The sequence below is a fragment of the Paraburkholderia sp. GW821-FHT02A12 genome (assembly GCF_059422005.1).
The window spans coordinates 1,224,361-1,245,029 of the sequence record NZ_JBWKWA010000001.1; the positions used below are offsets into that span (position 1 = coordinate 1,224,361).

19 protein-coding genes and 1 pseudogene are annotated in these 20,669 nt (G+C 60.8%); 13 read left to right on the forward strand and 7 right to left on the reverse strand.

Features of this window, described 5'->3' with window-relative positions; genetic code table 11:
- Nucleotides 1-95: 95 nt before the first annotated feature.
- The 7 genes and pseudogenes from AC07WT_RS05410 (at nucleotide 96) to AC07WT_RS05440 (ending at nucleotide 7,145) form a co-directional block, all read left to right on the forward strand.
- The gene (locus AC07WT_RS05410; protein ID WP_494946319.1) at nucleotides 96-1,307 is read left to right on the forward strand and encodes a hemolysin; all 1,212 of its coding nucleotides are present in this window, start codon (nucleotides 96-98) and stop codon (nucleotides 1,305-1,307) included.
- Complete coding sequence (locus AC07WT_RS05415) at nucleotides 1,304-1,573, forward strand: hypothetical protein (RefSeq protein WP_494946320.1); 270 nt, start codon at nucleotides 1,304-1,306, stop codon at nucleotides 1,571-1,573. The genes AC07WT_RS05410 and AC07WT_RS05415 overlap by 4 nt, the downstream gene beginning before the upstream one ends.
- An 80-nt stretch (nucleotides 1,574-1,653) precedes the next feature.
- A complete protein-coding gene (locus tag AC07WT_RS05420) occupies nucleotides 1,654-2,205 on the forward strand; it encodes a hypothetical protein (protein WP_494946321.1) in 552 nt (183 codons plus the stop codon).
- A 42-nt stretch (nucleotides 2,206-2,247) separates the two neighbouring features.
- The gene (locus AC07WT_RS05425; RefSeq protein ID WP_494946322.1) at nucleotides 2,248-3,849 is read left to right on the forward strand and encodes a UbiA family prenyltransferase; all 1,602 of its coding nucleotides are present in this window, start codon (nucleotides 2,248-2,250) and stop codon (nucleotides 3,847-3,849) included.
- Between the two features lie 12 nt (nucleotides 3,850-3,861).
- Complete coding sequence (locus AC07WT_RS05430; protein ID WP_494946323.1) at nucleotides 3,862-5,034, forward strand: hypothetical protein; 1,173 nt, start codon at nucleotides 3,862-3,864, stop codon at nucleotides 5,032-5,034.
- A 2-nt stretch (nucleotides 5,035-5,036) separates the two neighbouring features.
- Nucleotides 5,037-5,378: an EamA family transporter gene (locus AC07WT_RS05435; protein ID WP_494946324.1), complete on the forward strand. Its 342-nt coding sequence runs from the start codon at nucleotides 5,037-5,039 to the stop codon at nucleotides 5,376-5,378.
- Nucleotides 5,375-7,145: pseudogene (locus AC07WT_RS05440) on the forward strand (ShlB/FhaC/HecB family hemolysin secretion/activation protein). The gene AC07WT_RS05435 and the pseudogene AC07WT_RS05440 overlap by 4 nt, the downstream one beginning before the upstream one ends.
- A 406-nt stretch (nucleotides 7,146-7,551) precedes the next feature.
- On the opposite strand, the gene AC07WT_RS05445 reads toward AC07WT_RS05440, so the two are convergent.
- The 3 genes from AC07WT_RS05445 to AC07WT_RS05455 all read right to left on the reverse strand — a co-directional run bounded on the left by AC07WT_RS05445 (nucleotide 7,552) and on the right by AC07WT_RS05455 (nucleotide 11,180).
- Nucleotides 7,552-8,760 (reverse strand): MFS transporter, encoded by a 1,209-nt coding sequence (locus AC07WT_RS05445; RefSeq protein ID WP_494946325.1) that lies wholly within the window; start codon nucleotides 8,758-8,760, stop codon nucleotides 7,552-7,554.
- A 73-nt stretch (nucleotides 8,761-8,833) separates the two neighbouring features.
- Entirely contained in the window at nucleotides 8,834-9,295 is a 462-nt protein-coding gene (locus tag AC07WT_RS05450) for a VOC family protein (RefSeq protein WP_492595451.1), read from the reverse strand.
- A 229-nt stretch (nucleotides 9,296-9,524) separates the two neighbouring features.
- A complete protein-coding gene (locus AC07WT_RS05455; protein ID WP_494946326.1) occupies nucleotides 9,525-11,180 on the reverse strand; it encodes an SH3 domain-containing protein in 1,656 nt (551 codons plus the stop codon).
- A gap of 142 nt (nucleotides 11,181-11,322) precedes the next feature.
- Between AC07WT_RS05455 and AC07WT_RS05460 the strand changes: the two genes are divergently transcribed.
- From AC07WT_RS05460 to AC07WT_RS05485, 6 genes are all read left to right on the forward strand, one after another.
- Nucleotides 11,323-11,748: a TOBE domain-containing protein gene (locus AC07WT_RS05460; RefSeq protein ID WP_494946327.1), complete on the forward strand. Its 426-nt coding sequence runs from the start codon at nucleotides 11,323-11,325 to the stop codon at nucleotides 11,746-11,748.
- A gap of 219 nt (nucleotides 11,749-11,967) precedes the next feature.
- Nucleotides 11,968-12,477: a GAF domain-containing protein gene (locus tag AC07WT_RS05465; protein ID WP_494946328.1), complete on the forward strand. Its 510-nt coding sequence runs from the start codon at nucleotides 11,968-11,970 to the stop codon at nucleotides 12,475-12,477.
- 275 nt (nucleotides 12,478-12,752) lie between these two features.
- Nucleotides 12,753-14,453, forward strand: a complete 1,701-nt coding sequence (locus AC07WT_RS05470; protein ID WP_494946329.1) for a putative bifunctional diguanylate cyclase/phosphodiesterase — start codon at nucleotides 12,753-12,755, stop codon at nucleotides 14,451-14,453.
- Nucleotides 14,443-15,660, forward strand: a complete 1,218-nt coding sequence (locus AC07WT_RS05475) for a glycosyltransferase family 87 protein (RefSeq protein WP_494946330.1) — start codon at nucleotides 14,443-14,445, stop codon at nucleotides 15,658-15,660. Before AC07WT_RS05470 ends, AC07WT_RS05475 begins: the two co-directional genes overlap by 11 nt.
- Before the next feature lie 894 nt (nucleotides 15,661-16,554).
- Nucleotides 16,555-16,692, forward strand: a complete 138-nt coding sequence (locus AC07WT_RS05480; protein ID WP_492595457.1) for a hypothetical protein — start codon at nucleotides 16,555-16,557, stop codon at nucleotides 16,690-16,692.
- A 76-nt stretch (nucleotides 16,693-16,768) separates the two neighbouring features.
- Nucleotides 16,769-17,092 (forward strand): hypothetical protein, encoded by a 324-nt coding sequence (locus AC07WT_RS05485; protein ID WP_494946331.1) that lies wholly within the window; start codon nucleotides 16,769-16,771, stop codon nucleotides 17,090-17,092.
- Between the two features lie 215 nt (nucleotides 17,093-17,307).
- On the opposite strand, the gene rng is transcribed toward AC07WT_RS05485, so the two are convergent.
- The 4 genes from rng to rsfS form a co-directional block, all read right to left on the reverse strand.
- A complete protein-coding gene (gene rng / locus AC07WT_RS05490; protein ID WP_494946332.1) occupies nucleotides 17,308-18,777 on the reverse strand; it encodes a ribonuclease G in 1,470 nt (489 codons plus the stop codon).
- A 9-nt stretch (nucleotides 18,778-18,786) separates the two neighbouring features.
- Complete coding sequence (locus AC07WT_RS05495) at nucleotides 18,787-19,413, reverse strand: Maf family protein (RefSeq protein WP_494946333.1); 627 nt, start codon at nucleotides 19,411-19,413, stop codon at nucleotides 18,787-18,789.
- A gap of 252 nt (nucleotides 19,414-19,665) precedes the next feature.
- Nucleotides 19,666-20,136, reverse strand: a complete 471-nt coding sequence (gene rlmH, locus AC07WT_RS05500) for a 23S rRNA (pseudouridine(1915)-N(3))-methyltransferase RlmH (protein ID WP_115104009.1) — start codon at nucleotides 20,134-20,136, stop codon at nucleotides 19,666-19,668.
- A 79-nt stretch (nucleotides 20,137-20,215) separates the two neighbouring features.
- Nucleotides 20,216-20,668, reverse strand: coding sequence for a ribosome silencing factor (gene rsfS, locus AC07WT_RS05505; protein ID WP_492592144.1), 453 nt, complete (start codon nucleotides 20,666-20,668; stop codon nucleotides 20,216-20,218).
- Nucleotide 20,669: the final 1 nt, after the last annotated feature.

The following is a 20,669-nucleotide window of genomic DNA, read 5'->3' on the forward strand; positions in this document are numbered from 1 at the left end:
CCAGTGTCACCGATGCGGCCAACCAGACGCAGGACATCGCGAGCCTGAACCGTGACACGTCGGACACGAACGGCTCGGTTGCGAAACTGCCGGACGTGAACAACCTGCTCGAGCGTCAGGCGGACATGATGGCGGCGGCGAGCGCAGCGGGTGAAGCGGTCTCGCGGCGCATTGGTGACTTTGCACAGTCGAAGTACGAGGAGGCGAAGGCGAACGGCGATCAGGCCGGAATGGATGCATGGAAGGAAGGCGGCACAGCTCGCGCGGAAATGCAGGCCGCAGGCGCGGCACTTGTGACCGGCCTTGCGGGCGGCAACGCACTCGGCGGCGCGGCGGGTGCGGGTATCGCTTCAATCGCTGCGGGCAAGCTGAACGAACTGAGCGGCGCGATTGCGGGATCGAACCCGACTGGCAGCTCTGACATAAACACGGCGCTTGGCAACATCGTGGCGAACGCGATTGCTACTGGCGCGGGTGCTGCGGTGGGCGGGGACGCGGGTGCGTTCTCGGGCTACAACGTGGACCGGTTCAACCGGCAGTTGCATCCCGAAGAAAAGACGCTCGCAAAGCAGCTTGCAGACAAGAGCGGCGGCAAGTACACCGAGGCGCAGATCGAAGACCAGATGCGCATCATGGGCATTAGTGCAGACGGCACGCATCAGTCCGGCGCACCGGATACGCTGGTTGGTCAGGCTCCGACCGATTCGGGCGCGCGCTGGATCTCGGTGGGAACCACAGCGGACGGGCAGCCGATCCTTACTCAGATTACCGCACAGGCCGACGCCGCGATGCAGTCGTACATCCGCGCAAATTACAACTCTGCGTCACCAGGGGGCGTGCCTAGTCAGTACGCCTATGACATGCCAGCGGGCGGCGGATCGTTGAACGTAACGGGTCCATTTACCAAGTTCGACAAGAGCGACGCGGACTTTATGCGTAACACAACGGCAGATGCGGCTGGGATGATTTCGACCAATGCGGGGCGGTTCAGTGCGGCAACGGCTGCTGCCGCGCAAATCCCATCGCCGTACTCTGCTGGACTCGCAGGAGCAGCTTATGTTGCAACGGTTGCAGGATTCGGGGCTGACGCAGTGGCGCAGCTAGTTAAACCGAATGTTGGGCAGTACACCGTATCCGGCGTTACTGGGTTGATATCAGGAGAACTGTCTGACCGAGTTCCAGGGCTAGGGCCAGCTATTAACGAGACTGCGAATAAATTCAATAACAGCACGGCTGCTCAGAAGACCCAGGATTCTTTGAATAACTATTGGAACAGTTTCGTGAACTACTGGAGGGGGAAGCAGTGAAGATCGAGGTCATTGAAGACGGAAATTTTAAAAGATGGGTTCGGACGAGCTTGCTTGTCATCGGTTTGCTGACCATGTATCTCGCTTACAAGTTTGTACCGCCAGCGCCATTTGGTGGCTTCTTGCTGTTGCTTGGATTCGCGATCTCGGCTGTGGGAGGCTATGCGAGCAGAGCGCATCTGCTAAAAATCAAGCCTTTCGAAAGCAGCTACAAGAAGGTCCGCAAGAGCTACGAAGTGAAGGACAACGAGCAGGACCAGTCTTGATCGCAAGGATCCCGGTTGTGGCCGGGTAGTACAGATTATTTCAACAACTGCTAGAACTATTTGCTCTGAGAAAAACCCCCATGAAAATCCGATATCTTGCTGCGCTTCTCTTCCCACTCGTTAGTGCGTGCTCCGTGCTTGCCCCGGATCTTGCAGATGAAAATCAGGGACTAAAAGGTCTGGCTGCGGAAAGCTTGGAGCAATTTTATGGAACCTATCAAGTGGTGAACGCTAAAGGCCGCAACTGGAATGTATCGACGGTATCAGTCATCCGTGGTGATGCTGCCGGAAATAACCTCCCGCTGTTTCGTCTCTACAGGAAAGACGGCAAACAGTTCGACACAATCACGCCACGCGTGTGCGAAACCTCGAACACGCGCAAGAAGCCCGAAGGTAGCAATGGCACTTACGTGACGTGTGGGCTAACGGGCATGATGTCCAATGAGCCGTTCCTTATCTTCGACAGCTTCCCAATGGTATCGAAATCAAACAATCTCATCTTCAAAGATAAACCATTTGAAATCAAACCCGGTGAATATCACATCTTCCTAGCCTATAAAAATGGCGGATCGGCAGACTTCGAAATGGTTCGCGTCACCGACGGTAGTGTGAACAAACCGGCAGTAGAGTAACCGTTATTTCTACCGTCGCTCCCGGTTCGTTACAACCGGCAGTTGCATCCCAAGGACAAGACGCTGGCAAATCTGGTAGCGGACAAAAGCGGCGATGAATACGCGCAGGCTCCGATCGAGGAGCAACTGCGCACTGTGGGCATCTCCGAAACGGCTCCTTCTGCCGCGAATTCGCTTCATCTAAAGATTTTTGAATATCGAGAGCTGGTGCAAAAGACTATTGATTTACCACTCGTCGTGGATCTGGACGGAACGCTGACATTGACGGACACGCTGGTGGAATCCGTCATCCTGGCCATAAAGCGGAATCCGTTGAACCTTATCCGCTTGCCGATATGGCTTCTGAAAGGACTACCGGCATTCAAGGCCGCAATTGCTGCACGCTCCAATCTTGCCGCCGCACACCTGCCATATCGCGAAGCCTTGATCGAATATCTGGCCGAGGAGAAACATGGTGGCCGCAGGATCATTCTTGCCACCGCCGCGCATAGCTCAATTGCAAAGAACGTGGCTGCGCATCTTGGGCTCTTCGACGAGGTGCTGGCTACGGAGGAAAGCATCAACCTGAAGGGACTGGCGAAGCTGGAAAGAGCACGCGAATACCTCGGCGAGCGATTCGTCTACGCGGGTGACAGTCATGCCGACCTACCGGTATGGTTGGGGGCTCAGGCGGCCATACTGGCGGGCGTCTCACCACGTCTGGCTGCTTCGGTTCGTGCGTATGTACCTATCGAGCGAGAGTTCCCCAACAGGAAAGCGGGTCTGTCAATCTGGTTAAAGGCATTGCGCGTTCATCAGTGGCTCAAGAACCTGCTGCTCTTCGTCCCCTTGCTGACGGCTTTTTCCTTCTTCGATATCGGAAAACTGATTACGCTCGCGATTGCGTTTGTGGCGATGTCGCTGGGCTCGTCCGCGACCTACATCGCGAACGATATCTGGGATCTGGAAAGCGATCGCCGGCATCCTCGCAAGCGGGGACGCCCCTTCGCGAGCGGAGCATTGTCGATATCCAGTGGACTCCTGTGTGCTGGGGTGCTCCTCACTGTATCGCTAGCGCTGGCGTTCGCAACGTCGAGCATGTTTGCGGCAATGCTGGTGCTATATCTGGTTCTCACCACTGCCTATAGCTGGTTTTTGAAAACGCGCGTTGTGATCGACGTGATCGCGTTGTCGCTTCTTTATACGTTGAGAATTTTCGCGGGATCGGTGGCAGTTCACGTCAGCATAAGTCGCTGGCTGCTCGCGTTCTCAGTCTTTGCGTTCCTGAGCCTCGCGCTCGTCAAGCGCTGTTCTGAACTGGTGTCCTTGCGTGACAGCGGTAACGCCGGCACGGTAGGGCGCGATTATAAAGTCGCTGATCTTGAGGTGCTGTGGCCGCTCGGCATCGGCTCGTCGCTGGCGGCTGTGATCGTCTTTGGTCTTTTCATTAACGCACCGGAAACAGCATCCCGATATGCAATCCCGGACTTGCTGTGGATTATCGCCGTCGGGTTGATCGCACTGTTCGCGCGTCTGTGGATCAAGACAGTGCGAGGCGCGATGAATGACGATCCAGTCGTTAGCCTAATCGAAGATCACGGCAGTCTCTTCACGATTCTGATCATGCTAGCCGCCATGATGACGGCTCACTTTATGCAGTTTTGACGGGTGTCGAAAATGAATTTGAAAAACAGAAACAGGATGCTTGCGTTCTGCCGGTTCTCGATCGTATTCGTAATGCTACTGGTTTGCGCCGGAAACATAACCAACAGCGTTCTGCTGAAGTTCGGGTTTCGCGACGACCACAATATGGTCGGCTATGCACAAAGCCTTACTCTGATCAGCATGATGGAAGGGACAGCACCGAAGCCGTACGTCTATCGGTCAACTTTTGCCAAAATTGCAAAACGGATGGCTGGTCAGCTCAGTCCAACGCTTCAGCAGAAGTTGTACAAGTCCATTACCCGCTATGACTCATTGCATCATAGCTACTTCAGCGGCGTTCCAGACGTATTCTGGACGCCGAATGTCGCGATCGCGTATCACGTTGTGTATTTCTTCGTGGTGTTGTCAATGGTTCTCGCGTTATGGCTGGTCTACAAGCTCGCGCGGATGCACGACTTTTCATTCGGGCAGTCACTGGGGTTTCTGGCCGGCTTCAGCTTCATCTATCCACTTACGTTCCAGCAAGGCGCGTATTACTATGACTTCATCGAAATACTGGGTGTGTTCAGCGCGTGCTATTTGCTGCTCAAGCGGTGGATGATTCCATGCACGCTGGTCATTGCGTTCTTCTCGTTCAACAAGGAAACGTTCTTCCTCGTGCCGCTTGGATTGTTCTTCCTTCACGCACAGGACGTTTCGATGCGCAGACGGATCGGCTGGTTGGTGGCCCAACTGGCGTGTTGCCTCGTCAGCCGACATTTCATCACGGGAGGCTATGAAGCGAATGGCGGCGGCTTCGTCGAATTTCACGCGAAGGAGAATCTGCTGTTCTGGATCACCCCCCAGTCATATGCTCGTTTCTATAACCTCATTGCCAAGGGCATCCTGACGCCGAGCCTGCAGAATCCGCTGATCCTCGTACCTGCGATCGTGTTCTTTCGCCGTGCCTGGCAGGAAACGGGCGCTCGCTATAGAAGATATTTCTTTGCATCCTTTCTGCCAGTTGCGTTGCTGTTTCTTCTCTTCGGCTATACGGACGAAGTCCGCAACTTATCCCTCGCTTTTCCAGCAGTTGTACTCGTTGCATTGAACGCTGCTAGCCGGTTTGGGCATATCTTTTCGCATGCGCAAGCCGATCAGGCGCGCGTTGAAACACAGGGGCGCTCTCCCGCCGCGGCGGGTTAATCATGTCATTGATCGCATTGATTGCCAGTGGCATGTTAAGCGGGCTGGCGAGTGTTCTGTTACGGCTCGCCGCACTCCGCGCCGCAGCACCCTCAGCAGGTGAATGGGTGATGCCGCTTTTGCTTCGCGCAGGCGCGATGGGCTCTTACGGAATCGGCTTTGTGCTCTATGCGCTTGCACTTCGTAAAGCGAGTTTGGGTCTGGCCTATCCGTTGATGGTCGCGGTCTCGATTCTCGTTGTACTCGCGTTTACAGCGCTGCATGAGCAGATGTTAAAACCGACGCAGATAGCCGGCGCAGTAGCGATTTTTATTGGGATTTGGCTGGTAACCAGACAGGCATGACAAAACAACAATGCATACGCACAAGCAAAGTCCTGTGTGCCCTTCCGTTGATAGCATCCGCCTCGCTGGCAGGTCAGCCTATCTACGCACAGCATGCGCCGACGCCAGCCGATGAAGCCGCTGCCGCACGGGCCAACGCCGAGCAGAACCAGCAAATCCAGTAGCAGCGCGACGCACAGCAGCGCGACGCGACCGTGCAGGCACCCGCAGTGCGTTCGACCCTTCCACCATTCGACGGCTATCCGCTGCTGCCGGTCGAGACGCCATGCTTCCGCATCAGCACGTTCGCGCTCGATGTCCCGACGACGCTGCCCGATGCCGTGCGCAGCAAGGGAGGCTCGGCCCTAGCACTGGACCCGTTCGCCTTCGCGCGCGAATGGCTCGACCACTACAGGGGGCAGTGTGTCGGCAAGTCCGGCATTGACACGCTGACCAAGGGGCTGCAGCAGGCGATCCTGAGCCGTGGATATGTGACGACGCGCGTGCTCGTCCCCCAGCAGGACCTGTCAGGCGGCACGCTGGCATTCGCGCTCGTTCCTGGCGTCGTGCACCAGCTCCGCTTTGCCGACCCTGAGACGCGCGGCACCCTGAAATCCGCATTCCCCGCCCGCGACGGCGACCTGCTGGACCTGCGCGATCTTGAGCAGGGGCTGGAGCAGATGAAGCGCGTCGCGTCGCAGGACGTGGACATGAAGATCGAGCCGACCGACACACCGGGCGAAAGCGATGTCGTCGTGACCGTGAAGCGCTCGAAGACGTGGAGCTTTGTTGCATCCGTCGATAACTCGGGCACGGACGCGACCGGCAAGTGGCAGGGTAACGTAAGCCTCGGCATCGACAACCCGCTTGGCCTGAATGACGTGTTCATGGTCGGCGCGAATCAGGACCTGTCGTTCGGCAACAAGTCGCTCGGCTCGCACGGGTTCAACGGCTCGTATTCCGTGCCATGGGGCTACTGGACGGCCACGCTGTCCGGCAACACGAACACCTACTACCAGAACATTGCGGGCGTGAACCAGACCTTCGTGTCCAGCGGCAATTCGCAGACTGCTCGCGCGCGTACTGAGGCGTAGCCAGAGCGACGTGTTCGGCGTGGAATTCCAGCTATCGAAGCGCTTCGGTGAGAGCTTCATTGACGACACGGACATACCGCAGCAGCGGCGCAACAACACGTTCATCGAGGCGGGGCTGACCGACCGGCACTACTTTGGCGCGGCGCAGTTCGACGGCACGCTCGCGTATCGCCAGGGTGTTGGTGGATTCGGCGCGACGCCCGACCCGTATCCTGATGGCCCCACGTACCGTTACCACATGGCCGTGCTCGACGCGAACCTGTCGGTGCCGTTTGCCGTCGCCAGCCAGAACTTCCGGTATGTAACGACCGTTCACGGGCGGTTCACCAACGACACGCTGTTTTACCTGGACAACCTGACCACCGGCAGCCGTTACACGGTGCGGGGCTTCGACGGCGAAACCATGCTGGCGGCAGAGAAAGGTTTTTACTGGCGCAACGAGCTGCAATGGCCTATCGGACAGACGGGACAGGCGCTGTACGCGGGAATCGACTATGGCCGCGTTTTCGGGCCGAACACGGCGTTTCTGGCCGGAACGCAACTGGCGGGTGCGGTGATCGGCATCCGCGGTGGTCTGCCTTCACGCTTTGTCGGTCTCTCCTATGACCTGTTCGTCGGGACGCCGGTCTACAAATCTAGCGGCTTCCCGACCTCGCGCGTGACGGTCGGCGTGCAGGCCACGGCGCAGTTCTAGCGTGCCGTGGGGGAACGCGAGGGACGTCGCCCACTCGACGTGCACCGCAGCATCGACAACTACACCTGCCTGGACTTTAGACAAGTCACTTGTCTTGTTAGTCCGCGTTAAGGGGCGCCGTTAGCTTGAATCTCAAACGAGACACATGTCTAATATGTAGGACGGTCCTTCTGTAGGGGGACGAAGGTTTCGCCGCACCGCAGCGTGTGGGAAACGTGGGGGAATGGATGTTTGAGGGCGCGTGGGGGACGGAATTTTCCCCACACGCCGCCCGGAAAGCCTTGTGCGGCGGGGCTGTTTATCACAGGGTGTGATTTGTCCACAGCCTTTTCAACATTTTCTGTGGACAAGTCCACGACCACTTTTTGTTTGCCCGCGCAGCAGGCAAACAAACAAACGCCCCACGTCATTCCCCAACCGCCAGCGCGCGCCTGCGCCGCTGCAGCGCCGCGCCAATCGACACCGCCGCGCCGATGCCGCCCATCGCCAGCGACAGCGCCACGATCAGCCAGCCGGTCTGCGCCCGTCCGGAGAACACGCCGACCAGCAAACCGGCGAGCGGCTGCGTCATGTTGTTCAACAGGATGATGACGCCGATGGTTTTGCCGTAGTCCTGCGGCGGGATGATTTTTTGCCGCGCGCTGCGGATGTAGACGTTGAACATCTTGTCGAAGCCGACGATCAGCAGGAAGCCGAGCGCATAGCCGCGATGGTCCGCACTCGCACCGGCGATCACGCCGCCCGCACAGATCGCGACGAAGGCGACCCGGCCCAGCATCTGCGCGGGCCACGAGGTGCGTGCGATCGTCAGGAGGATCAGCACGGTGGCCACCGCGCCGGCGGTTTGCAGCCCGGCGTAGTAGCGGCTCGATTGCGCGTGAATACCGGTCACCATGGCGGCGGATGTCGCGAGCGTCACGCCGATCACCAGGTTTTCGGCGGCGGCGAGCAGCACGACTTTCTTCAGGCCCGGCAGAAGCAGCACATGCCGCAGCGCGGTGCGCAGCGGCCGCGTCCAGTGGCCGGGTTCGACGCGCGGCGGAGCGCCGGCGCTAAAACCGCTCGTGCGTTGCCACAGCAAAAGGGCGCCGTCGGCGAGCAGAAACAGCGCGCCGGTGGCGCCGACCACCCATTCCCAGCGCCACAGCCCGAGCAGCAGCGCGGCCAGCATCGGGCCGAGGACGAACCCGAGTTGATCGGCCAATTGCGAGTAAGCCAGCACGCGCTGAAACTGCTGCGTGCTGAAGATCTGCGGCAGCATCACTTCGCGGGCGACCAGGCCCTGGCTCGTCAGCACGCCGCACAATGCGGATAGCGCGATCAGCCAGCCGATTCCGCCGAACAGCGCATAAGCCAGCACGCCGCCGAAACACACCAGCGCGCGCACGGTCTGACTCACGCGCATCAGCTTGAGCGGCGAGATGCGGTCGCACAACGCGCCGAAGAACGGAAACACCAGATAGCGCGGCAGCGTTTCGACAAAGAACGCGACGCCGGACCACGAGACTTTGTGCGTCGTCTGGAACACGACGAGCGGCACGAGAAACAGCAGGATCTGATCGGCGAGGCGCGCGACAAACAGCGAGCAGAAGAAAGCCTGATGGTTGACGCGCACCGTTCATATCCCGCCGTTTATGGGTCGAGGACGATCCTATCAAAGAACGCGGTCTTGCGGCCGGGCGCGCCGCTTACTTCATGTCTCGCATGCCTTGCTGAATCTGTTCCGGCGTCAGATCGCGCGTATGTGTCGCGAGCGACCAGTTGTGGCCGAACGGATCCTGGATCTGGCCATAGCGGTCGCCCCAGAACATGTCGCTGACGGGCATCGTCACGGTCGCGCCCGCGTCGACGGCCTGCTTGAAGCTGGCGTCGACATCTTCGACGTAGAGATGAATCGTGACCGGCGAGCCACCCAGCGTTTTCGGACCGACGGCGCGATGCTCAGGCCATTCGTCGGTCAGCATCAGCGTGGAGTCGCCGATTTTCAGCGAGGCGTGCATGACCTTGCCGTCCGGGCCCGGCAGGCGGACTTGTTCGACAGCATTGAACGCCTTGGTGTAGAACGCGATGGCGTCCGCGGCGTTGGCGCAAATCAGATAGGGGGTGAGCGAGTGCATCCCTTCCGGGATCGGTTTGACGGGGCTGGACATGACGGCGACTCCTTGAAGTAACAGGTTCGAGAGTTGAAAGCCCCGCTGCGCGAGCCGGGTCTTCAACGTTACGACGACTGGCGTGCGGTTGGATCGACACTCCGGAAAAAATATTTTCGGGCGCGGGCGTCAGCGTTCGCTTCAATGCACTCAATCCACGCCTGATCCGTGCTCAACCCGTGCACAGCCTTTGCGTCCAACTCTTGAGCCCAACCCTTGCTCGACCTCGTTAGCCGGCCGGGTTGTCGTCGTCAGGCGGCGTCGCTGCGCCGCTGGCGGGCGCGCCGAGGATGCTGATCTGGAACGTCGGGGTTGCCGCCAGCGATTGCAGCGCGGCGTCTTCCGCAATGTGTTCGAACAGCGGCAGAATCACCGAGCCGCCGATCACCGCGCGCCGGCTATTGTCGGCCGGACGTAAGCCCCACACGTCCTGATAGACGACCGGGACCGCGACGCCGTTGCGGGTGGTGTTGCCGATGTACAGCATCACATGGCCGCCGATGTAGATCAGCGTACGCATCGGTTCGCCGTGCTGCGCAAGGTAGTCGAGCCGTTGCGCCGGCGTCGACGCAGACAGATCGACCATGCGCCCGGCGCTCATCTGCGTCGACGAATGGCGCGGCAGCCACACGCCGAACGCCGCGAAGATGCTCTGGAGATCCGACGAACAGTCGTTGTAGAGCCCGCTATTGCCCCAGCCGTACGGCCGCCCGATCAGCGTTTTCATCAGCATCGCCAGATGACGCGGCGTGGCGGCGAGCGGTAGCGGGGCGATTTGCGCTTCGTCGAGCTGGGCGGTGCGGATAGTCGCATGGCCGTCCACATCGCGAGCTGGGACCAGGAGCTGGCGGGCGGCGGGCTGGTCCGCATTACCGATTGCGGTCATGATTGCGTTCCCGATTGCGGTCGCGTTGGCGTTCTTGCCGGCGGGCCGCCTGGCGTTTTCAGGCGCGAGCGGCAGCAGCGTACCGGCCGGCGCAGCGAAGCGGAACACGCCGTGGCTGTCTCGCACGGGCGCCGAGGCCACCGTCACCGCGCCCAGCGACTTGCCGGTGGCCGCGCGCCAGGTGTCGACAAAGGTGTCGTCGGTCATGCCGACGCCGTCGCTGCGCACCCAGCCTTGCACGTCGGGCGTCTGCACGTAGGCCCACGCGCCGTCGACGCTCGTACCCAGCACATACAGCGGCGAGCCCGGACGCACCGCCGAGATTTGCAGGTTGTCGAACGGATAGCCTTCGCCGGCCAGGCGATGGTCGTAGAACGACGGGTCCATGGTCGGCAGCTCGCGCGCCATCAGATTCCCCGTGGCGATCGCGCGGCGCTCAGGCCGATAGGCGGACGCCTGCTCGAACTGGCCGACGTTCATGTTGTGCGCGATCGCGTCGATCCACGCCTTGTCGTGCGGCCGGAAATTCTCGCCGTAGCCCAGCTCGGCGCCGGTCTTGCCTGTGTTGTCGTATTTGGCGAACCGGCGTTGCTGCAACGCGGCAATGTCGGCGCCTTGCTGGCGATAGACCCGCATGCTCACAAAAGCGGAATTCCACGGCGACGGCGCGTTCGTGCCGGTGCCGAAGTAGCGCGCGTAGAGCGCCTTGAAATGCGCGTGCTGATCGGCGGGACTCAGGAACGGCTGGTCGTGACCGGGACTGTCCGGTTCGAGCCAGTGATCGACGTTCTGGTCGTAATTGGCGATCGGGAACAGCGTGACGGTGTCGGCTGGCGCGTGCGCTTCGCGCGTCGGCGCGGGATTGCTGCAGGCGGCGAGGGCGGTGCACAGCGCGACGCTGTAGAGGGCGCGCAGCAGGCTGGCATGGGCGGTACGCCGCGCGGCGCGCCAGGCGGCCGGGAACACAGTTGCAAGGCGGGATGTGACGGCAGCAGGCATGGGTTCGACGGGAATGGTCAAAAAAGGGGGCCGGGGGTTCGATGATACGGTGTCGCGCGGCGTATGTTCCGATACACTCGATTTCACATTCGACCGATAGCCTCGAATTGTTTATCGAGGCCGCATCATCAGGAGATCACTCATGCGAACCAGCGCACGCAATCAATTCGCCGGCGAAGTGGCCGAAGTCAAACACGGTGCAGTGAACGACGAAGTCACGCTGCGCACTCAGGACGGTCTCGAGATCGTGGCGATCATCACGCACGGCAGCGCGGTTTCGCTCGGGCTCGCGGCAGGCAAACCGGCGTTCGCGCTGGTCAAGGCTTCGTCGGTGATCGTGATGGTCGACGTGGCGAAGAGCCAGGTGTCGGCACGCAACTGCATCACCGGTACGGTGTCGGCGGTGACGAAGGGCGTGGTGAATTCGGAAGTGACGATCACCGCGGGCGGCGCGCAGATCGCCGCGATCATCACCAACGAAAGCGTCGAGCGCCTCGGTCTCGCGAACGGCAAACCGGCAACGGCGATCTTCAAGGCGTCGAGCGTGATCATCGGCGTCGATCAATGATCGAAGCAGCGCTCGCGGCGGCGAAGCGTGACTGAAGCGTGACTGAAGCGCGACTGAAGCGCGAGCGAAGCGTGACGGTTTCGGTCCATGCAACGCCTGAAGCAGACAGGGCGGAAAGAGACCGGCATGCGTGGCGGCTCGAGCCGTGAATGAAATGACGGCTTGCTTTACACTGCACGCCTGCTTGTTCCTCTTTCCGCTTTCACCACGGACACCGTCATGTTCGAAGTTTCCTCAGCCTCGCATCTGCCTAAAGCCGCCCAATACGAAGGACTGATTGCCCAGGCGCGCGCGCTTCTCGCCGACGAAACCGACTGGGTCGCCAATGCCGCGAACTTTTCGGCGCTCGTGTTTCATTCGTTGAGCGATCTGAACTGGGCCGGGTTTTACTTCCACGACGGCCGCGAACTCGTGGTCGGGCCGTTTCAGGGCAAACCTGCCTGCGTGCGCATCGCGCTCGGCAAGGGTGTGTGCGGCACGGCCGCGCAGACTCGCCAGACACAAGTCGTGCGCGACGTGCATGAATTTCCCGGCCATATCGCTTGCGATTCCGCATCGCAATCGGAAATCGTCGTGCCGCTCGTCGCACCGGACGGCACGCTGATCGGCGTGTGGGACGTCGATAGCCCGATCGTCGAACGCTTCGACCAGGAAGATGCCAGGGGAATGGAAGCGCTGTGCGCGGTGTTCATCGAAGCCGCGTTGCCGCGCGCGCCATCGGCGTCTTAAGAAGCGCGGCTAGCAGGACCGACGGCACGCCCGCGCCACTGCGGGCCTCGTGCCGATATAGCGCACTCTCCACGCGCTCGAAGCGGCGCCTGACCGCACTATCCTCACTGGTTTGGGAGTCGATCCACCACGATAATGTCCGGCCAGGAAAGCCGTTATCATACGCACGGTTGCATGGAGGATCGCACCACCCTGTCGGCCGCGCTGTCTTTGCCGTCCGCGTCAGGAACGCTTCAATTCGTTTCCCATACTCAGGAAAATCAAAGGCCGGCGCGATGCAAGATCCCTCCTACGCCGAAACGCGCACGCGCGATGCCGCGCTTTTGGCGGCGCCATACGGCATGTTTATCTGCACCGCGGACGGCACGTTCGACAGTGTCAACGCCGCTTTCGAACGGCTGACGGGTTTTGCCGCCGAAGAACTGGTTGGCCTTCGCACCCTCGAGTCACTGCACGATCCCGCCGAACTTGCCAGGCGCCGCGCCGAATGGCCGGCGCTGGCCGCCGTAACCTCGCGCTACGAAGGCGAATGGACCTGCATACGGCGCAACAACACGCCCGTCCGCGTGGTTCTTGCACTGGCGCCACTGGTTGCCGAACCGGACCTTCCCGGCGATGTGGCGCCGCGCTATGTCGGCATCGCCATCGACATGACGCGTTATGCGCAGTCCGAGGCGCGACTGTGGTACGTCGCGCATCACGACGGCGTGACGCGTCTGCCCAATCAGACGCTATTCACTGAACGCCTCGATCTGACAATCGCGCGCTGTCAGCGGACCGGCAGCGGTTTTACGCTGCTGATCGCCGAACTCGACCATCTGCGCAAACTGCGCGACGCACTTGGTTTGCACGCGGCCGAGCTGGTGTTGCAGATCGTCGGCGAACGGTTGCGCGGTCTGTTTCCCAACGACGGTACGATCGCCTCGATCGGCGGCACGCAATTCGCGCTGCTGATCACCGAAAGCGGCGCGGCCGCCGATGCATTCGCCGCGGAAGCACTCGCCCGCATTGCCGAATCGATCGACTATGCAGGCACCGCGCTGAACATCACCGCGAGCATCGGCATCGTCGCTTATCCGGACGATGGCGGCGACGCGCCGACGCTGATGCGTCGCGCGGGCGTGGCGTTGTCGGCGGCTTCGGCGGTGAGCGGCAATGCGGTGCGGCGTTTTTCCGCCGCGCTCGAAGGCCAGGCGGCGCGCCGCTTCGAACTGGAGACGATGCTGCGCGACGCGCTCGAGCGTCAGCAGTTGCATCTCGTGTATCAACCTCAAGTGACGCTCGCAACCGGCTGCATCGCGCAAGTGGAGACCTTGCTGCGCTGGAATCATCCGCAGCGTGGTTTGATCAGTCCGGTCGAATTCGTGCCGGTCGCGGAGGAGGCGGGCCTGATCGAGCGCATTGGCGAATGGGTGATCCGCACCGCGTGCCGGGATGCGGGCAAATTGCTGCGGCTCACCGGCACCTTGCCGCGGGTGGCGGTGAACGTGTCGCCGCAGCAGTTCCAGCGGCACAACCTGTTCTCGACGATTCGCGAGGCGCTGGAAGAAGCCGCGCTCGACCCTTCGTATCTGGAAGTGGAAATCACCGAAGGTGTGCTGCTTGACGACACCGAGCAGGCATTGCAAACGCTGCATGCGTTGCGTGAATTGGGCGTTGAAGTCGCGGTGGACGACTTTGGCACGGGCTATTCGAGTCTCGCGTACCTAACGCGTTTTCCGCTGAATCGCCTGAAAATCGACCGCTCGTTTGTGATGCGCATGACCACCGATCCGCAATGCGCGGCGCTGGTGGGCGCGATCATCGCGATGGCGCATGCGTTGAAACTGCGGGTGACTGCCGAAGGCGTCGAGACGGCCGAGCAGGCCGCGCAGCTGGAGGCGCTCGGTTGCGACGAAGCGCAGGGGTTCTGGTTCTCGCGCCCGGTTACGGCCGCGGCGCTGGGCAATCTGCTGGAGCCGTTGGGTGCGGGTTGAGGAAAACGGGGCGGCCATGCCGGTTACATCAACATCGTCAGTCAAACGAATCAGCGAACGGCGCATCTTGATCTATGGGCTTGCGGCACTTGCAGCCCAATGCCTTGTGCTTGCGATCTCGGGCTTTCGATATTACGCGCTCGCCGACCGGTCAGCCCCAATGGTCGGAGCTGATTTCGTAATCTTTTGGTCCGCAGCGCGCGTCGCACTCGAACATGGAGCGGCGGCCGTGTTCTCGGCGCATTGGATGCGTCCCATTGAGTCGGCGCTATGGCCGCATGAGTCGTTTGCGCCATGGCCGTACCCGCCGACATTCCTGCTCGTCGTCCTCCCGCTTGGATTGCTGTCATTTGGCCTCGCGCTCATCGTATTTCTCGCAATCGGCATCGCCGCATACGGCGCGACAATAGCGAGGATTGCTCACAAGATCAACCGAAGCGCATTCATAGCGATGGTCGCATTTCCAGGTGTCGCCGTCGCGATCATTACCGGTCAAAATTCGCTCCTCACGACGGCTATCGCCGGCGGCGCGCTCGCGCTGCTCTCATCAAGTCCGATACTCGCCGGCGCGTGCATTGCCGCGCTCACCATCAAGCCGCAATTCGGCATTCTGTTTCCCGTCGCGTTGATTTGTGGGCGGGAGTGGAAAGCACTGGCATCGGCGGGTGTATGCAGCATTGCGTTTGTTGGTATCAGCGCGCTGGCATTAGGTCGCGAGGCGTGGATCGCGTTTGCTTCATTCCTGCCAGAATTCAACAGGATTGCCATCGAACACGGTCACGAATTGTGGAGTGGAATGCCGACCCTATTCGCGGTCGGACGGTTCGCAGGGCTTTCCGTACGGATGGCATATATTACCCACGCCGTCGTGGCGGTGCCGGCTGCGATCGCGATGGCTTATCTATGGGTCAAGGGCGCCAGGTTAGAACTGCGCGCTGCGGCCTTGGTGGTCACGACGCTGCTCGTTCAACCGTATTTTATGTACTACGATCTTGCGTGGCTCGCGTTGCCGATCGTGTTTCTTCTCCGGGATGCCGAAACAGTCGCATTGGGCCGCGTCGAGTCGATTGCGCTCGCGGCGGCTTGGATGATGCCGGCGGTGGGGTTTTTCGCGTCACGGTTCGATATTCATCTCCAATTGGCGCCCGCCATTCTAGTCGGGTTGCTCGCGATCATCTTGCGTCGCCATTTCTCCGGCACGAGGTGAGATGCGATTTCTTTGCCACATGAAATCGCCCCAACCTGAAAACGCTTAAGCCGCGAGTGCAGGCAGCAAACACAAACCGCGTTCGGACCTTGGAAGTTAAGGCGGTTACGATTCCCACCGGCCCTTTTGCATGGCCTCTTCCAACATGCCAAGTGTCAAGGATCGCCCACCTAGCGTTTCGCGTGCCTCCGTGCTGAACGGTGACTTAACTACCGCTGCAAGAAAAGAGCCGATGTTCATTTGACGTACCGGCTATCCGTATGATGATAACCGTCAAAGAATATCGCGCAGCCGCCGCATAGACAATGCGGCTTACCAATGCTGACGTTCCTCGCCCGTCCTTTGTCACGCCGAATGCATGCCTAGCATGGCTGCAATTGCCTATCCACCGGCCGCTCCGGGTCGATGGCTGGCTCTCCAACGCCGTCGCACGCCAGCCGCCGGCATTGGCCGCATCGTTTACCGATAGCATCCGACCGGCCCGCACTGACACTCACGTTCCGTAACCAGTCGCTTGGCCCAAGGCGCTCTGAGCCGATGGTGTTGCCTGGTTCCGGACGGGGCAGCGGAACGCAGTGGCGAAGAAGTGGCGAGCACTACCTCGCGAACCCGCGCTAATGCTGAAAGGACAATTTCCTGCGAGTCATCCGCACGGAACCCGCGGCGCTGGCGGCGCGCAACATGGCACCCGGCTTTTCTTCATAGTTCGATAGACGAAACGCTGAGGGCCTCGACGCCGACATCGCGGCAATGTGTGCGCCGATGCTGCATTGACCGCGCGGAGGAGGGCCAGATTGAACGCGAGAGGTTTGTGCGCCGGCGTTGATCCAGCCGGGACGCAACGCGGTATAGTGGCTGAAACAATCGTGCCGGGGGTTCCTCTAGGGGATCAAGATGGGCACGCTCTTTTACTACGTGAGCGCCGCGATGGTTGGCGGCGGTTTCGGGACAAGCGGAATATTCGGGCAGGTATTTCTCTGGAGTGGCCTGATTCTGATCGCCGCATCATTCGTGTTCAAGGAAGAGGACTGACCTTGCCAGCGCATTCCGATCGGCAGAAGCGGAGGCAGCGAAGCTTGCGAACGAAAGGGATGACGCTATCAAACAGATGCAGGAGATACTAGGGCAGTTATCCGATGCAAAACAACAAGACGAACAGAAGGCACAAACAATTACAAAGCTTAAAGTTCAGCTCAAGAAGTTGACGGATGCCGTTGAATCGAGCAAGGCCGCGGTCGCCCTCGGCCTGGGAATGGTGTCGGGCGCCGACCGCTGGGCGACGACCGCAATCCCGGCTAGACCTTTCGTTGTTAGGGGAGACTTTTCAGCCGCCACCGTTGCCACTGTTGTGCCGATGGTTGGCATAGAGACCGCGATGATGGTTGATCCCTTGTCCGGGGCTTTGATTGCCAAGTCGGCGAAGCGGGGGTGATCGCATCACCTGCCGCGCCAAGAAGCGCTAAGGGAATGTAAATGAGGAGCGCCGGGGCGGGGGCGCTTCGCGATTAGTTGCCCGACAACGAGATGGCGCAGCAATTCGGCTCGCGTTTGGTCGTCGACGTGGTCGCTCATGGTCAGCGGGTAGCCAGGAGGGAATTTGAGGTCGAAAAATTGCATGAAACCCTTGATGGATAAGGGTTTTGAGATTCACATCAGCACAATATCGTACTGCTCCTGACTCAAATTCGACTCCACCTGCAACGACACCGGTTTACCGATGAAATCGATCAGCATCGCCAGATGCTGCGACTCCTCTTCGAGAAACAGATCGATCACCTGCTGCGACGCCACCACGCGAAACTCCTTCGGATTGAACTGCCGCGACTCGCGCAGTATCTCGCGCAGCACGTCATAGCACACCGTGCGCGGAGTCTTGACCTGGCCCTTGCCCTGGCAAACCGGGCAGGGCTCGCACAGCACATGGGCCAAAGATTCGCGCGTGCGTTTGCGCGTCATCTCCACCAACCCAAGCTGCGAGAAACCATTGACCGTCACCCGCGTGCGGTCGCGCGCCAACGCTTTCTTCAATTCGCCGAGCACCTGCTCCCGATGCTCGACGTTTTCCATATCGATGAAGTCGATGATGATCACGCCGCCCAGGTTGCGCAGCCGCAATTGCCGCGCGATCGTATGCGCGGCTTCGAGGTTGGTCTTGAAGATCGTATCGTCGAAGTTGCGTGCGCCGACATAACCGCCGGTGTTCACGTCGATCGTGGTCATCGCTTCGGTCTGGTCGATCACCAGATAGCCGCCGGACTTCAGGTCGACGCGGCGTGACAACGCGCGCTGAATTTCCGCCTCGATGTTGTACAGATCGAAGAGCGGCCGCTCGCCGGTGTAGTGATGCAGTTTCGACGACACCGCCGGCGTGAACTCGGCCGCGAAGTCGGCGAGCATCTGATACGTCTCGCGCGAGTCGACCTGGATGCGCGAGGTTTCGTCATTGACGAAATCGCGCAGCACGCGCTGCGCGAGATTCAGGTCCTGATACAGGAGGCTGGTAGGCGGCATACGCTGGGCTTGCGACAGAATCGTCGCCCACGTCTTGCGCAGATACGCGACGTCGCCGGCCAGTTCTTCGCTGGTCGCATCTTCGGCGATGGTGCGCACGATGTAGCCGCCTTTCTCATCGGCGGGCAACACGGCGGTCAAACGCGCGCGCACGGCTTCGCGTTCGGCTTCGCTTTCGATCTTCTGCGAAATGCCGATATGCGGTTCCTGCGGCAGATACACCAGCGTGCGCCCGGCGATGCTCACTTGCGTGGACAGCCGCGCGCCCTTGGTGCCGATCGGATCCTTGACGACCTGCACCATCAGCGTCTGGCCTTCGAACACGATCTTCTCGATCGGCTGATGCGGCGCCTGATGCAGCGGCTCGCCGGCAATGCGCGGATGCCAGATATCGGCGACGTGCAGAAACGCGGCGCGTTCCAGGCCGATGTCGATGAAGGCGGATTGCATGCCCGGCAACACGCGGACGACCTTGCCGAGATAGACATTGCCGACGCGCCCGCGCGACAGCGTTCGTTCGACGTGAAGTTCCTGGACGGCGCCTTGCTGGACGAGCGCGACGCGCGTTTCCTGCGGCGTGACATTGATCAGGATTTCTTCATTCATGGTGTTGTTTTAGAAGTCGATGCGCGCTGCACGCAGGAGGGCAGCGGTTTCAAAAAGAGGCAAACCCATGATACCTGAATAGGACCCGTCGATATGCTCGATAAACTCGGCGGCGCGTCCTTGCACGCCATACGCGCCCGCCTTGCCGAGCGGCTCGCCGCTCGCCGCATAGCGGCGAATCGCATCCGCGTGCAGTGCAGCAAAGCGCACTTTCGACACCGATAGCGCGGCGGGCAGCAACGTGCCTTCCGCGTCGATCACGGCCACGGCCGTCAGCACTTCATGATCGCGGCCGGCCAGACGCGTGAGCATCGCGAACGCGTCGTCGGCATCGACGGGTTTGCCGAGGATCGCTTCGTCGATCGTGACGGTTGTGTCCGCAACCAGGATTGGCCGCACAGCATGCTCGCCGGCCACGAGGCGCGCGCGTGCGGCGCGTGCCTTGGCAATGCAGACGCGCTGCACGTAGTCGCGCGCTCGCTCGCCGGGCAGCTCGGCCTCGAGCGCTTCGGCATCTTCATCGGGACGCGGCAGCAGCAGTTCGAAGCGCACGCCGAGTTGCTGCAGCAACTCCTGGCGGCGCGGACTTTGAGAGGCGAGGTAGACGAACGGGTGCAGCGCGGCGGAGATTGGCATGAACAGGTCTCGATGAAGCGGATTGCATGAACGCGCGATGAGCTTGTCTTTCAAGCATCGACGAGCGCGTCGATAAGCACGTCGATAAGCGCGTCGATAAGCACGTCGATAAGCACGTCGATAAGCGGGGCAACAAGCGCATCAATCGGCGCACGTCAATGAGCACGTCAATGACGCACGTCAATGAACACGTCGACAAGCGCCGCAGGCAACGAGACTAAAAACGCGCGATCTGTCGGCAGCCTCGTTCGCTCACGCGCGGTGATAGGGGTGATTTTGCGTGATGGTCCACGCGCGGTAAAGCTGTTCGGCGAGCAGCACACGGACCATCGCGTGCGGCAGCGTCAGACTCGAGACACGCAGCAGCATATCGGCGCGCGCTTTCAGATCGGGGTCGAGCCCGTCGGCGCCGCCGATCAGAAACGCCACGTCGCGGCCGTCCTGCTGCCAGCCGGGCAGGGCGGCGGCAAGCTGCATCGTGGTCCAGTCCTTGCCGCGTTCATCGAGCGCGACAATGCGTGCGTTCTTCGGCAGCGCGGCCTCGATCTTCTGCCGTTCGGCGGCCATCACGCTTTCCGCCGGCCGCCCCGACGAACGCTGCTCGGGCTTGATCTCGCGCAGTTCGATACGCAGTTCGGGCGGCATGCGCTTCGCGTATTCGTCGAAGCCGGTGGCGATCCAGTCCGGCATCTTGTGGCCGACGGCGAGGATATGCAGTTTCATCACGGATGTAATCACGGATGTAATCGCGGATTCGATCGCGGAGGCAATCGCAATTCAGGCGACGGGCGAGCCAAAGCGCTTAGCGGCGGCGTGCCGGCGTCTTGCGTGCGGGCTTCGCAGCCGGCGCTTCGTCTTCTTCCTCGTCGTCGAGCGGCTCGCTTGCGCTCGCGCCGCCGAACGGGCTCGGCGCCGACAGCTTGATGCGCACCGGCTTCTCGCCCCAGATTTCTTCGAGGTTGTAGTACTGGCGCAGCGCCGGTTGCAGGATGTGCACGATCGCGTCGCCGCAATCGACCAGCACCCATTCGCCGATGTCCTCGCCTTCGGTGCTGACGATGTCGCCGCCGGCTTCCTTGACGTTCTCGCGCACGCTGGAGGCGAGCGCTTTGGTCTGGCGGTTCGAGGTGCCGCTCGCGACGATCACGCGATCGAACAGGGCGGTCAGGTGGGTGGTGTTGAACACCTTGATGTCTTGCGCCTTCACGTCTTCGAGAGCGTCGACGATCACGCGTTGCAGTTTGCGAATATCCATG